This is a genomic window from Aquirufa sp. (genome assembly GCF_044377215.1).
Taxonomy (GTDB): Bacteria; Bacteroidota; Bacteroidia; order Cytophagales; family Spirosomataceae; genus Aquirufa.
The window spans coordinates 1-13,312 of the sequence record NZ_JBILJM010000047.1 but is presented as its reverse complement, the minus strand read 5'-3'; the positions used below and the strand labels follow the sequence as shown (position 1 = coordinate 13,312).

Sequence of the window (13,312 nt, the reverse complement as noted above, 5' to 3'; positions counted from 1 at the left end):
CTTTATTGTGTTCGATAAAAAAGTGCATGTACAAACTGGTCAGCAATAAAGATTTGGCCATAAATTGCTCTGCTTTTTTTGATCGATGGCCTAATTCATGTGCGAGGTTGATGCCAAAAATACCGGACAATAAGCCCATCATGCCAATTCGGCCGAGGCGATCTGACCAAACCAACTCATCTTGCATGCTTTGTAAAAAGAAATACAAGCTGACAAATTGTAAGCCAAAAGCTATATATAAAATCCAATCATACAGGACATTTGCTTTAACCAAAGCTTCCTCCTCGGCAGCCAAATTACTCGGATCTGGTTTGATGATAAGTTCGATGCCTGGGACGAATGCGAAGGTAAATAGGACGCCGGCCCAACAAGCCAAGCCGGTCGAGTGAAAGGACCAATAGGCAAAAGCGAACATGCAAAATGGAGCGATGTATTTAAATGCTTTCATATTAAAATTTGAATACGTAATCTATATAAGGTACGGCAACCGCTTCCCCAGCAGGAATTAACACACCAAAATCAAACGAATTTTTCTCCCCCATAAAACGAAAACCACCGGTCAAAACACCCCGATTTCGCATGGAATAGGTCTCGGTTTGAAAATCATATTCGCGGAGTGAAAATAACCAATTCTCAGTCACGAGCATCACTCGATTCGAAATACGCGTCATCGCGGAAATCGTAAACATCGGTCGGCGCGCTCCACGCCATGCATAACTCGAATTGGGATCTTGTTGTTTGACAGCGCCCCAGCCGGCATTGAGGGTCACATTATGCTCCCGAGTTCCATACGTGGCAGAACCATAGCCAACCGCTAAACCAAAATTAAAGTCTTTAATGAAAGAAGTCGCGGCCAACATACCATAACCTACGTGCCATTTAGGGGCCACTTGATACCCCCATTTGGGTGTGATGAAAAAAGCAAAAGGAATCACGGCGCCACCACCTATGGAAAAGTTGTCGCTAATGCCATATTGCACGCTATTCGCGAGTACATAAGCGTTTTGATAATAGCGTTCTCCCTTGCGCAATGGGATGGCGGATGGGCCAAAAAAGTAGCGCGTCGGATGTGGATTGTCAAATTGGATCCCGGCCTGTCCACCGGCGACTTCGGGCAGGTAACGTATTGATTTTACATTCGCGCGTGAGATAGCCAGATTACCTAATTCCTGACTAATGGCTTGCACTTGATCCGCGGAAAGTTCATGTAATGCGCAGATAATGGTGCGGTTGTCATTGAGTTGAATCTCCACACGAATGGAATTCCCGAGTTCATCTTGCGTTTGAATCTGTGATTTTAACACCTGCATAGGGCCTAAATTCAACTCTAAGAGCTGGATCTTTCCTTCATCTTCCGACTTAAACTGGCCAACCAATGCATTGGCATTGGGCAGCTGAATGCGTACAAAGCGTTTTTGTGCGAGCAGGTAGCCCGGCAAAATCAACATGAAAATAAAAACGAGCGCACGCATAGGCATCAAATTTAAATAAAGATGCAATTATTTTTTATAGGTAATGCGATAGATGCTGCCACCTAAGTCATCACTAACGTACAAAGATCCATCCGGTCCTTGTGCCAAACCACATGGGCGGTGCTGGATCGGTCCAGTAGGTTTCACCAAATCCGTTCCTGCAAAATTATCTGCAAAGATTTCCCACTTGCCGCTAGGCTTCCCGTTTTTGAAGGGCACGAAGCCAACAAGGTAGCCTTTTTTAAATTCAGAAGATTGACCATGAAAGGCAATAAATGCACCATTCTTGTATTTGGCCGGAAATTGATTTCCGGTGTAGAATAACAAATCGTTTGGTCCCATGTGGGCTGGGAAAGTAACGGTTGGATCCAAGGCTGTTTCGCCACCTGTTTTTTTGCCATCACCACCATATTCGGGGGCTACGATCTTTTTATTTTGCTTTTGATCATAGTAAATATAAGGCCAGCCGGCATCATCGCCAGCTTTTTTGAATTCGTACATGGCCTCAGCAGGTAATTCCTGCGACATTTGAGGCGTATAATATTGTGGGTAAAAATCGTGGAATTGACCACGTCCGTGCGCCATGGCGAACAACGAATTTGTTTGGGTATTCCAGGTAATCCCTACGGCATTCTTTAATCCGGTGGCGTAACGCACGCCATCTTGGAATTTTTGATTTAGTTTATTGGCATCAAACTGCCAAATCCCTCCTGCTGAATCCAGAATCGCACAAGGGCTCATGCCTTTCCCGGTTCCGGGCACACGACATGGATCGTTCCAGGATCCGATGGTCACATAAATATGTTTTTTGTCTTTATCGAACACAAATGGTTTCGCATTATCACGTCCGTGATCAGGCAAACCGTCCACGATAGTTTCGTAGGCATTTACGTCGGCAATTTCACCTTGCGCATTCAGCGCATATCGATGCACACCTTTGTTGGACGCCGCGTAGAAATAATCCCCATCAATCCCAATCCCTGTTCCTGTATAATTTCCAAACATCGACTTTTCCTCATACACCCCGTCTTTATCGGTATCTTTTAACAAAACGATGCCGTTCCCCTCTTTTAATTTGGAGAGTTTGGCATACACATGTCCTTGTTTGGAAACCGTGATGTGGCGCGTGGCGCCTAGTTCTTTACCGATTTCTGAGATCGAAAATCCGGTAGGTAATTTGATGTCTTGCGCGAAAAGCAGCGAGGGTGCCAATAGGCAAAGGGTAAATATTTTTTTCATGTTGATTAAATAGGTCGGTTAAAGATAGAATAAAAAACAAAAAAGACCCGCAAGGAAATGCAGGTCTTTTAAAATTATTCTAGTAATCAATACTTATGACCAAATTATTAAGTTTTCCATGTTTGGGGGTTGATCAATTTCTAAACTTATACTAAGTTCCATTAGAACTAATAGTTCTTTAGTTTTTGAATAGATTTTTTCCAAGTAATATGATTTAATTAACATGGCGTTAAATGATTAAAAATAAATTTATGCTAAATCAGAATTGACCCAGAGGGAGACACTCGCCTAATCATGCGTAGGAGGGGTATTAAAGTGGAGTCTGCTTAATGGGGGGATACATGGAAAATTTCAGGAATTACAATTTAAAATTATATCCTAACCCAAATGATAAAGTAGGATAGAAAAAAAATTTCTTCCATTCTTCCCTTGGGGAAATATAACTAGCAAAATATTCACCTCGCTGAGAATAAGAAAATCCAGAAAAATTTAATATGCAATTGAAATTTTTTAATATATAAGTTGCATTGAATCCTATTTCAATATTACTTCTAATCCCTTGTGACCCACCTGAAAAACTATTAATAAATTTCACATTATCTGGAATGACAACTACTTGTCCCATTTGGTAATATGACTCATTAAATACAGAAAAACCTAAATTTATTCCTAAATAAGTATTGTTATATACTTTACGACTATACCCTAAACTTGAAAGCCCTCTTTGATCAGCATAAAGTGATTTAAAATCGTAAGTCTCAAAAAAATTTGAAGGAGAATAAACATATTCAATTATGGTTGGTTTTCTCATAAAAGTAGCGGAATAAATATGTTTTTTATTTTCACTTAATAAACCAAGAGAAAAGTGTGGAAGCAACTGAGCACGCTCTTTAGCTTTTTGGTCGTGTAAATAAAGGCCCAAATTCAAAAAAAATATTCTTTGAATTGAAAGAGGTGTATAGTTCTTAGAAATAGAGGGAATTAACTTTAATGAATAAATATTATTAGAAAAATCATATTTATTTGATTTGAAAATAAACTTATATGTTTGATTTATTTGCGAATCAAGTAGATTGTTTGGTAGTGGAGAAATTTCATTATTTGGCACAAGCTCTTCCTTTTTTGTAAGATTATTGACAATCGACATTTTAACATCATATTTTTTCGTCAATTCTCCTTTTAGCCCAAATGAAATATTGAGCGTTTTAGGATCTTCTATATCACTATCTGTAGACAAATTAATAATCCGTGGCGCATTACAGCCAACTATTAAGAGAAATGACATTCCAATTAATATATTTGACAACAATTTCATAAACAATTTATTTTTTTAAGGGAATTCTTATCGGTAATGAGTCTTTTTTAATTTCAATTGGCTTAATTTCAGTCATTTTATTTTCACTATTTACATTAGTATTAATTAAAAATTTGCCCTCATTGGTTGTACGTCTATATGTTTCTTTAGCAAATTCTAAAACATATAATCCTTTCTGCATATTCCCTTCAGATAGGATCATATCTAATTTGTCATTTTTATTGAACATTAAGTATGCAGTTTCAAAATCATAACTTAGCTGCATATTATTGGTACTATTTTCCTTAATATCTAATTCTGTTTTATCTGAAACAATTTTATAGATTTTTTTATAAAAGTATTTTACAACATTGTATCCGTCATTTTGATTATACACAATATCAAATGGTTTTTTGCCTACGACTTTTGTTACTTCATTTAATGTCATTCCGAGTTTAATTTCCAACAAATCTTCAATCGTCAAAAAATCTACAGACCTGACTTTTACTGGATCATCATTAACATTTTTATACCAATATGGCATTCGATAGGTATCTTTGGGGAAATCTGCAAATGTCCCCGAAGACAACAACTCTGCTGAAGTTTTAATTGATTTATTCACAACAATAGGTTGTACTGTTTCGCATCCAAAAATTATCAGTGAAATGCCTAATACAGATAATATATGTTTCATTTTAAATTATGGTTTAAAAGGATATAATAATCCATAATTAGTGAATTTTATAAATTATTGAAAGAAAGAATTATTTAATGACACTAAATCTTACCGAATCTGTAATTGTAACCACGTGTTATTGCTATATGTAAAATATGGAAGCAAATTAGATTAGTCTCTAAAACGACATATATATTGGGGGAGTGAGTACACAACGAAAGACACACACAGAATCAAAACCTGTACCTATACCTGTACCATGAAAACAAAAATGCCTGTAACTTATTGAGATACAGGCATTTAATTTTACATTCTGTGGTCGCGTAGGGATTCGAACCCCAAACCTTCTCATCCGTAGTGAGATGCTCTATCCAGTTGAGCTACGCAACCATTTCCCTGATGGGACTGCAAAGGTAGAATTTCTTTGGTAATTTGAAAAGTCTTCCCCTGAAAAAATTAAAATAATCTAAGGAATTACTTTTCTATGTAAATAACCACCCGCCTAATTTTCAGATTATCAGTTTTAAAAATTGCACTTCGATTCATTGTTGATAAGTTTGGAAAATATAACCTAACCCAAAAATTATGAAAAATGACTCAATGAATTTTGTGAAAATTATCTTTTTCGTAATCACCATCTCCGCCTTGCTTGGATCATGCGCAAAGGACAAACCATTAACGACCAAAAACAGCTATTCGGAAAACACCTCCCGTCACTAAGGAAGAATACCTGAAAGCCAACGCCTTAGAAAGGCGATATTGACCATCGAAAAAGATCCCAACAATAAATTCCATAACTCCATCCTCATCGGAATCGTAGAAAAGAAATCAAGTGGAATTCAGAAAGACGCCGAACCTGACCCATTACCCGATGTTACATGCCACCCATGTGGGCTAAGTTCCGCGGCCAATTGCATCAAAGAAGTGGAAAAAATTATGGATGCCAAAAACAAAGATTTCATCTCCGCCACCATCACCCGAAGAGCTGATAATTGTGTTGATTTCGTCTATAAATAACCAGCAAAAAGGGGTCAAAGAGCGAATAAAATATCTTTGATCCCTAATTTACGAAACTAGATTAGGCAAATTTCTGGATTAAATTAAACTCATCCTTTTTGGCACGGATTTCCTCCTCTACATCGTAATCATCTTGTAAACCCAACCAGAATTTTGCTGAATTGCCAAAAAAAGCAGAAAGTCGCAATGCTGTATCTGCCGTCACACGACGCTTCCCCTTCAAAATTTCTGAAATTCGCGTTTGTGGAATGTATAATTCCTTTGATAAACGATACGCCGATATCCCCATTGGGATTAAAAATTCTTCGTTTAATACTTCACCAGGGTGAACATTAGCTAATTTTTCCATTGTTAATGATAGTCTATAATTTCTACTTCTTCCGCCACGCCATCTAACCAATTAAACACAATCCTCCATTGATCATTGATACGTATACTATAAAAAGTCACAGAATTTCCACTCAATTTTTCTAATCGATTCGAAGGAGGAATACGTAAATCAGTTAGATTATCCGAAGCATGAAGCATCCGTAGTTTTCGTCTCGCAATGGATTGAATTTCCGGTGGCAAGCCCTTGACGCGCTCACCATTCCAAATTTTACGTGTATCCTTAGAACCAAATGAACGAATCATACTTATGCTTTGCGTTACTAACGCCAAAGGTAAGTATTTTATTGTACAAAAAAAGATTTTTACAATTCCCTCCTCAACCGCGCTACCGCAATCCCCAACTGCTCCCGATACTTCGCCACCGTACGGCGCTTCACAATAAATCCGCGCTCCGATAAAATCCCCTCCAAATCCTCATCCGAATACGGCGCATCATGCGGCTCTCCCGCAATGATCTCCCGCAAAATGTTCTTGACCTCCCGGGTGGAGAAATCCTCCCCAGATTCGTGTGTGATGCCCTCCGAGAAGAAATACTTTAATGGGAACATCCCAAAATCGGTCTGCACCGACTTCGCCGAGACTACCCGCGAGACCGTTGAAATATCCATCGCAATATCCGCCGCAATCTCCTTCATCTTCAACGGCCGCAAACGCGCATCATCCCCCGTCAAGAAAAAATCATACTGCTTCGTCACAATACTCTCCATCGTTTTCATCAATGTCCCCTGACGCTGTTGGATTGCTTGGATGAACCATGACGCGGCGTCCAACTTATGCTTAATAAACGTCACCGCCTCCTTAATGTCTTTCTGCTGCTTATTCCCCTTCTCATAGGTTTGTAACATCTCCTGAAACGACTTGCTCACCCGCAATTCTGGGGCGTTTTTGCCGTTTAATTTAATTTCCAATTTCCCATCTACCTGCGTCACAATAAAATCTGGCTGTAAAAATTGAGCCACCTCACCCGCCTCCGTGCCACCTGGTTTGGGATTCAACCGCGTAATAACCGCAATAGCTTGTTTCAAGGCCGGTTCGTCTACGCCTAATTTTTGCTGCAATGCGGCATAATGGCGTTTGGAGAAATCATCGAAATAGGTGTCCACCAACTGAATTGCTAGCAAGTGCGCGGCATCCTCGCCCACCGACTTCCGATGCAACTGCAAGGACAAACATTCCTTCAAATCCCGTGCCCCAATACCCGCCGGATCTAATTGCTGGATCTTCATCAAAACCGCTTCCACCTCCGCATAATTCGTCTCAAACCCAATCGTAAATGCCAAATCATTCACAATACTCTCAATGTTCCTCCGCAAATACCCATCATCCTCCAATGAACCAATAACCTGCTCCGCTATCAACTGCTCCCGATCTCCCGACACAACAAAGCCCACCTGCATCAATAAAAATTCCTCCGCACTCGGCACAGTGGCCATCGGCCGCTCCCGGATCTCCTCATTCGGATCATAGGAATCACCCGCCATCTTATACCCCGCATAATCATCTTGTAAATAATCACCGATCTCCAATTCCTCCCGCTCCAAATCCTCCACGGTCTCCCGTTCTCCCTCTTCCTCAAATCGCTCCGAATCTACACCCTCCTCTAAGGCTGGATTTTGCTCCAATTCCTCCTCCACACGCGCAGCCAATTCCGCGGTGGGAATTTGCAATAACTTGATCAACTGGATCTGCTGCGGTGAAAGTTTCTGCTGCTGCGACAGCTTGATGGATAATCCCTGCATATAACGCTGTATTTAAAAACAAAAATAAATGAAATAATTCGGTAATTGTGCGTATTTTTGAGGCTTATTGTGACCAAATAAACGGCACTACGAGATTCTATCGCATGCAAATTAAAGAAATACTTTCATTATCCCCGAGTAATCAAACCATAACCGTCAAAGGTTGGGTACGTACCAAACGCGTTTCTTCCAATGTTGCCTTCGTCGCCCTAAACGACGGATCAACCATCCATAATATTCAAGGCGTTATTGCCGACGGGACCGTAGCTGAAGAAAACCTTCGCCTCGTGACCACCGGCGCTTGCATCGCCCTCACCGGAATCCTAATCCCCTCACAAGGACAAGGACAATCCGTTGAAATTCAAGTAACCGATATTCAGGTATACGGCGCCGCCGACCCAGAGAAATACCCCTTACAGCCGAAAAAACACTCACTCGAGTTCTTGCGTGAGATTGCGCACTTAAGACCGCGTACTAACACGTTTTCGGCCATTTTACGCGTCCGACATGCCTTAGCATTCGCTGTGCACTCGTATTTCAACGACAAAGGTTTCTTCTATTTACACACGCCCATCATTACAGGATCGGATGCAGAAGGCGCTGGAGAGATGTTCCGGGTGACTACGTTGCCTACAACCAATCCACCGATGACCGAAGATGGCAAAGTGGATTTCAAAGAAGATTTCTTTGGCAAGGAGACGAATTTGACGGTTTCAGGCCAACTGGAAGGTGAATTAGGAGCGATGGCTTTATCAAAGGTCTACACTTTTGGACCTACGTTCCGTGCGGAAAACTCGAATACCACACGTCACTTAGCCGAGTTCTGGATGATTGAGCCTGAAGTGGCGTTCAATGAATTAGTAGATAACATGGATTTGGCGGAGGACTTCACCAAATACTGCATTAAATATGCACTATACCACTGCGCAGACGACATCGCTTTCCTCGAAAAACGCTTGTTAGAAGAAGAAAAAACCAAGAAAAAAGAAGAGCAATCCGAACTTAGCCTAACCGAAAAATTACGCTTTGTGACCGAAAATGATTTCGAACGCTTAACCTATACGGAAGCGATAAATATCCTCTTGCAATCCAAAACCCACAAACAAGGTAAATTCCAATACCCAGTTGAATGGGGCATCGATTTACAATCCGAGCACGAGCGCTGGTTAGTGGAAAAACACTTCAAAAAGCCTGTTATCCTAACCAATTACCCGAAAGACATCAAGGCATTCTACATGAAATTGGACGAAGACGGCAAGACCGTGCGTGCGATGGACGTATTATTCCCAGGTATCGGGGAGATTATCGGTGGATCACAACGGGAAGATGATTATGCTAAATTACTACAACGCACGAAGGATGTGGGAATTGAAGAAGAATCGATTTGGTGGTATTTAGAAACACGCCAATTTGGCTCTGCGCCACATGCTGGTTTCGGCTTAGGCTTCGAGCGTTTAGTTTTATTTGTAACGGGTATGTCGAACATTCGCGACGTGATTCCGTTCCCACGTACGCCTAAATCGGCTGAATTTTAAGATGTTTAAACAAGCATTCAAAAGTATTGGGCATGCCTTCGATGGAATTGTAGATCTCATCAAGCAGGAGAATAATGCCAAAATCCACTTGATTTCAACGATTTTAGTGATTTTCGTGGGCATCAAACTCGACTTCATAGCCCTGGAATGGGTATGGATTAGTTTAGCGATTGCCGGAGTTTGGGTCATGGAATTGATCAATACGGCCATCGAACGAATAACAGATTTAGTGTCGCCAGGAGAAAATCCGATGGCGAAAAAGATAAAAGATTACGCGGCAGGCGCCGTTTTAGTTATGGCTATTTGGGCTGTATTTATTTTTGCGCTGATTGCCGTTCCACACCTTTGGGTTTGGCTTACATTTTCCAGATAGTTTATGAAAGAATACGGATCAAGCGTACAGAAATTAGTGAATTACATCATGACCGTGGAAGACCACGAACAGCGGACAAAATACGCTTTTATCATGGTGGAGCTGATGAAGCAAATTCACCCCAACATGAAGGATACGCAGCAAGATTACTCCAAGAAGCTGTGGGATGATTTGTATATCATGTCCAATTTCGCATTGGATGTACAAGGACCATTCCCTCCTCCATCGCCAGAATCAGTGGGAAAAGCGCCGCGAAAGGTGGCTTACAATCAGCACCATTTAAAGTTCAAACACTATGGCCGCAATGTGGAATTGTTAATTCTACGCGCCATCGCTGAGGAGAAATTAGAAGACAAAAAGATCTTAGTGGCCTACATCGCACGTTTGATGAAAGGCTTTTACGTGACTTGGAATAAAGACTCGGTGGACGATTCGGTTATTTGGCAGAACATTAAAGACATGTCGGAAAACCTGTTAGGTACGATCGTAGACGAACTTTCGCAAGAGACCTTAGGTCATGCCAAAGTGGCGAATAACGCGCGCAACACCTACAACGCGACCGAATATCCGAACAACAACACGAATAATCGGAACAATAACTTCCGCAAGAATAACAACTTCAGAAACAATAATAATAACCGAAATAACAACTTTCGTAAAAAATAAGTAAGCGCTATGGCATCATTTAAAGTAACCGGTGGCCGCCGGATGAAGGGGGAAATCACTCCGCAAGGAGCGAAGAACGAAGCATTGCAGATTTTGTGTGCCGTGGTTTTAACAGCTGAGCCTGTGACCATTCACAACATTCCAAACATTCGCGACGTCAATCAATTAATTGATTTACTAGGCGATATGGGTGTGAGCATGCGTCGTTTGTCTGAATCTAGTATTGAATTCGATGCGTCTCAAGTGAACATCGATTGTTTAGATTCCGAAAATTACAAGAAAAAAGCGGCTGGGTTACGTGGGTCAGTGATGCTATTGGGGCCAACCTTGGCTCGCTTCAAAAAGGGGCGTATTCCTTCCCCAGGTGGCGACAAAATTGGCCGTCGGCGCTTAGACACGCACTTTTTCGGCTTCATGAAATTAGGTGCCAAATTCAATTACAGCCCGGAAGATGGGGGTATTTACGAAGTAGATGCTTCGCAATTGCAAGGTGCGTACATGTTATTGGACGAAGCTTCGGTAACAGGAACTGCGAATATTTTGATGGCTGCCGTGTTAGCCAAAGGTAAAACAACGATCTACAACGCTGCTTGCGAGCCGTATTTACAGCAATTGAGCAAGATGTTGAACCGTATGGGTGCGAAAATCACGGGTATCGGATCAAACATGTTGGTGATCGAAGGCGTAGACGTCCTTCACGGAACGGAGCACACGATGTTACCAGATATGATTGAGATCGGTTCGTTCATCGGCATGGCCGTGATGACGCAATCGGAAATCACGATCAAGAACTGCCAAATCCCAGAATTAGGCATCATTCCAGAGGTATTCAAGAAATTAGGTATCAAAATGGAATTCCGCGGAGATGATATTTTCATCCCTTCGCAGGAACATTACGAATTGGAAAACTTCATCGACGGATCGATGTTGACCATTTCCGATCACCCATGGCCAGGTTTCACCCCCGACTTATTATCCATCATTTTAGTAACTGCTATCCAAGCGAAAGGAACGGTTTTGATTCACCAAAAAATGTTTGAATCACGTTTGTTCTTCGTCGATCGTTTGATTGAGATGGGCGCACAGATTATCCTGTGTGATCCACACCGCGCAACGGTCGTGGGCTTTGATCGCAAGCAAACCTTGAAAGGCATTCGCATGTCCTCTCCGGATATTCGCGCGGGCGTTTCGTTGTTAATTGCGGCGATGTCGGCAAACGGCACCTCCATCATCGACAATATCGAGCAGATTGACCGAGGTTACCAAAACATCGATACGCGTTTAAATGCAATCGGTGCGGAAATCGTCCGTATTTAACATGGCGTTTCAGGCGAAGATTAAGCAGACGGTTAAATTGGCCATGCCTATTGTCGTGGGCCAGCTCGGCGTCATGCTCATGGGTTTAGCCGATACGATTCAGGTAGGACAAATGTCGGCCGGCGCTGCCGAAAGTCTAGGCGCCTCTGGCATGGCGGGCAGTATCTTTTTCACCATTGCGGTAGTCGGTTTAATCTGCATGCAGATTGTCGCGCCAATGATTTCCAAAGCTGAGGCGGAGGGTGATTTCACGGAATGCGGAAATTTGTTACGTGCCAATATCCGGGTGGCTGTTTTCTTAGCGGTGATTACCATTTTGTTGATAGGCGTGGCGGGAATGAATTATGATTTGTTTCAGCAGACGGCGGCCAACAAAGCCTTAACCCTTCCCTATTTAGCTTTAATTGCTATTTCGGTCATTCCGATTTTTTTATTCTCGGCCTTAAAAAGCTTTACGGATGGTTTACAGAAGACCTCGGTGGCGATGTACATCACATTGGGAGCTCTGATTTTCAATGTCATCTTCAATCACATGTTCATTAATGGCCTTGGCCCGATTCCTGCCATGGGATTATTTGGGGCAGGGATCGCAACCTTATTGGCCCGCATCTTAATGGTCGGTTCGCTAGCCATTTACGTGTTCAAAATCGCTGATTTCAGCAAGTATCTAGCGAAAAAGCATGTACATGAAGAGGCCAATGTCCTCGAAAAAACGATCTTGAAAATCGGCATTCCATCCGGCATGCAGGGATTCTTTGAGATTGCGACGTTTGGTATGGCGGTGGTGATGATGGGTTGGATTTCAGTGACTGCGCAGGCCGCACATATTGTTGCGATAAATATGGCTTCATTGACCTACATGATGGCAACCGGCATCGCGGCGGCGGGAGGAATTTTAGTGGGAGCGGATATAGGAGAACGAAATCGTGCGGGCATTTTCACGTCTGGAAACGCGGCATTGGTACTATCCATTGTGTTTATGGGCGTATGCGCGTTGGTGTTTTTCTTTGGTAAAGATATTTTAGTGCGGGGCTACACCCAAGAAGCTTCGGTAATCGCAATTGCGGTAACCCTTGTCGTTTGGGGCGCGATCTTTCAATTATTTGACGGCATTCAGGCGGTTTCATTGGGTTTACTGCGTGGCTTACAAGATGTAAACATCCCTACCGGAATCACCATTTTCTCCTATTGGGGCATCGGTATCCCACTCTCCTACTACATCGGTATTTATCAGGGCATCGGTGCCGTGGGCATCTGGATGGGCTTAACGGCTAGTTTGGTTTGCTCCTCGGTCTTGCTCTCCTGGCGTTTTTACGCTCGGGCGAAGACGATAGATCTAGAAACCTTAACGGTAGAGTAGAGTAGAGTAGAGACGCGATACCTCGATGTAGAGACGCGATACCTCGCGTCTAACGCCAAAATGTAGAGACGCGATACCTCGCGTCTAGCGACACAATGTAGAGACGCGATACCTGAGGTGCACCCATTTTATTGGACAAAATTAAACAATAGATTTGACATAATGAGCTCGGTATCCCACTGGGCTCATTCCATTTAGATTCATTTTTATTCGTTCATGATTATAGTATTTAAG

14 protein-coding genes, 1 tRNA gene and 1 pseudogene are annotated in these 13,312 nt (G+C 42.2%); 6 read left to right on the top strand and 10 right to left on the bottom strand.

The window, feature by feature from the left end; all coding sequences use genetic code 11:
* The 6 genes and pseudogenes from ACIQ6T_RS10725 to ACIQ6T_RS10700 all read right to left on the bottom strand — a co-directional run.
* Positions 1-448, bottom strand: a pseudogene (locus ACIQ6T_RS10725) (alkane 1-monooxygenase); the annotation flags it as partial.
* A 1-nt stretch (position 449) separates the two neighbouring features.
* Positions 450-1,472, bottom strand: a complete 1,023-nt coding sequence (locus ACIQ6T_RS10720; RefSeq protein WP_395786238.1) for a hypothetical protein — start codon at positions 1,470-1,472, stop codon at positions 450-452.
* A gap of 27 nt (positions 1,473-1,499) precedes the next feature.
* Complete coding sequence (locus ACIQ6T_RS10715; RefSeq protein ID WP_395786236.1) at positions 1,500-2,711, bottom strand: PQQ-dependent sugar dehydrogenase; 1,212 nt, start codon at positions 2,709-2,711, stop codon at positions 1,500-1,502.
* A gap of 358 nt (positions 2,712-3,069) precedes the next feature.
* Entirely contained in the window at positions 3,070-3,996 is a 927-nt protein-coding gene (locus ACIQ6T_RS10710) for a hypothetical protein (protein ID WP_395786234.1), read from the bottom strand.
* A gap of 37 nt (positions 3,997-4,033) precedes the next feature.
* Positions 4,034-4,699 carry a hypothetical protein gene (locus ACIQ6T_RS10705; RefSeq protein WP_395786232.1) on the bottom strand — a complete coding sequence of 222 codons (666 nt, stop codon included), beginning with the start codon at positions 4,697-4,699 and terminating at the stop codon, positions 4,034-4,036.
* 298 nt (positions 4,700-4,997) lie between these two features.
* Positions 4,998-5,071, bottom strand: a tRNA-Arg gene (locus ACIQ6T_RS10700).
* 369 nt (positions 5,072-5,440) lie between these two features.
* Here ACIQ6T_RS10700 and ACIQ6T_RS10695 point away from each other — a divergent pair.
* The gene (locus ACIQ6T_RS10695) at positions 5,441-5,698 is read left to right on the top strand and encodes a hypothetical protein (protein WP_395786230.1); all 258 of its coding nucleotides are present in this window, start codon (positions 5,441-5,443) and stop codon (positions 5,696-5,698) included.
* A gap of 61 nt (positions 5,699-5,759) precedes the next feature.
* Here the strand turns inward: ACIQ6T_RS10695 and ACIQ6T_RS10690 are convergent, their stop codons facing one another.
* The 3 genes from ACIQ6T_RS10690 to rpoN are packed head-to-tail and all read right to left on the bottom strand — an operon-like array spanning position 5,760 to position 7,827.
* Positions 5,760-6,047 (bottom strand): HigA family addiction module antitoxin, encoded by a 288-nt coding sequence (locus tag ACIQ6T_RS10690; protein ID WP_395786228.1) that lies wholly within the window; start codon positions 6,045-6,047, stop codon positions 5,760-5,762.
* A gap of 2 nt (positions 6,048-6,049) precedes the next feature.
* Positions 6,050-6,331, bottom strand: a complete 282-nt coding sequence (locus ACIQ6T_RS10685) for a type II toxin-antitoxin system RelE/ParE family toxin (RefSeq protein ID WP_395786226.1) — start codon at positions 6,329-6,331, stop codon at positions 6,050-6,052.
* 59 nt (positions 6,332-6,390) lie between these two features.
* Positions 6,391-7,827: an RNA polymerase factor sigma-54 gene (gene rpoN / locus ACIQ6T_RS10680; protein WP_395786224.1), complete on the bottom strand. Its 1,437-nt coding sequence runs from the start codon at positions 7,825-7,827 to the stop codon at positions 6,391-6,393.
* Between the two features lie 104 nt (positions 7,828-7,931).
* On the opposite strand from rpoN, the gene asnS reads away from it, so the two are divergent.
* The 5 genes from asnS to ACIQ6T_RS10655 are packed head-to-tail and all read left to right on the top strand — an operon-like array spanning position 7,932 to position 13,078.
* Positions 7,932-9,362, top strand: coding sequence for an asparagine--tRNA ligase (gene asnS, locus ACIQ6T_RS10675; RefSeq protein WP_395786222.1), 1,431 nt, complete (start codon positions 7,932-7,934; stop codon positions 9,360-9,362).
* A 1-nt stretch (position 9,363) separates the two neighbouring features.
* Positions 9,364-9,735, top strand: a complete 372-nt coding sequence (locus ACIQ6T_RS10670) for a diacylglycerol kinase family protein (RefSeq protein WP_395786220.1) — start codon at positions 9,364-9,366, stop codon at positions 9,733-9,735.
* Positions 9,736-9,738: 3 nt separating this feature from the next.
* On the top strand, positions 9,739-10,401 hold the full coding sequence (locus ACIQ6T_RS10665) for a DUF4290 domain-containing protein (RefSeq protein WP_395786218.1): 663 nt from the start codon (positions 9,739-9,741) through the stop codon (positions 10,399-10,401).
* Positions 10,402-10,410: 9 nt separating this feature from the next.
* Positions 10,411-11,718 (top strand): UDP-N-acetylglucosamine 1-carboxyvinyltransferase, encoded by a 1,308-nt coding sequence (gene murA, locus ACIQ6T_RS10660; RefSeq protein WP_395786216.1) that lies wholly within the window; start codon positions 10,411-10,413, stop codon positions 11,716-11,718.
* Positions 11,696-13,078 (top strand): MATE family efflux transporter, encoded by a 1,383-nt coding sequence (locus tag ACIQ6T_RS10655; protein ID WP_395786214.1) that lies wholly within the window; start codon positions 11,696-11,698, stop codon positions 13,076-13,078. Before murA ends, ACIQ6T_RS10655 begins: the two co-directional genes overlap by 23 nt.
* A 141-nt stretch (positions 13,079-13,219) precedes the next feature.
* Here ACIQ6T_RS10655 and ACIQ6T_RS10650 read toward each other — a convergent pair.
* A partial coding sequence (locus ACIQ6T_RS10650) for an IS3 family transposase (RefSeq protein WP_395786240.1) occupies positions 13,220-13,312 on the bottom strand: 93 nt, incomplete at its 5' end.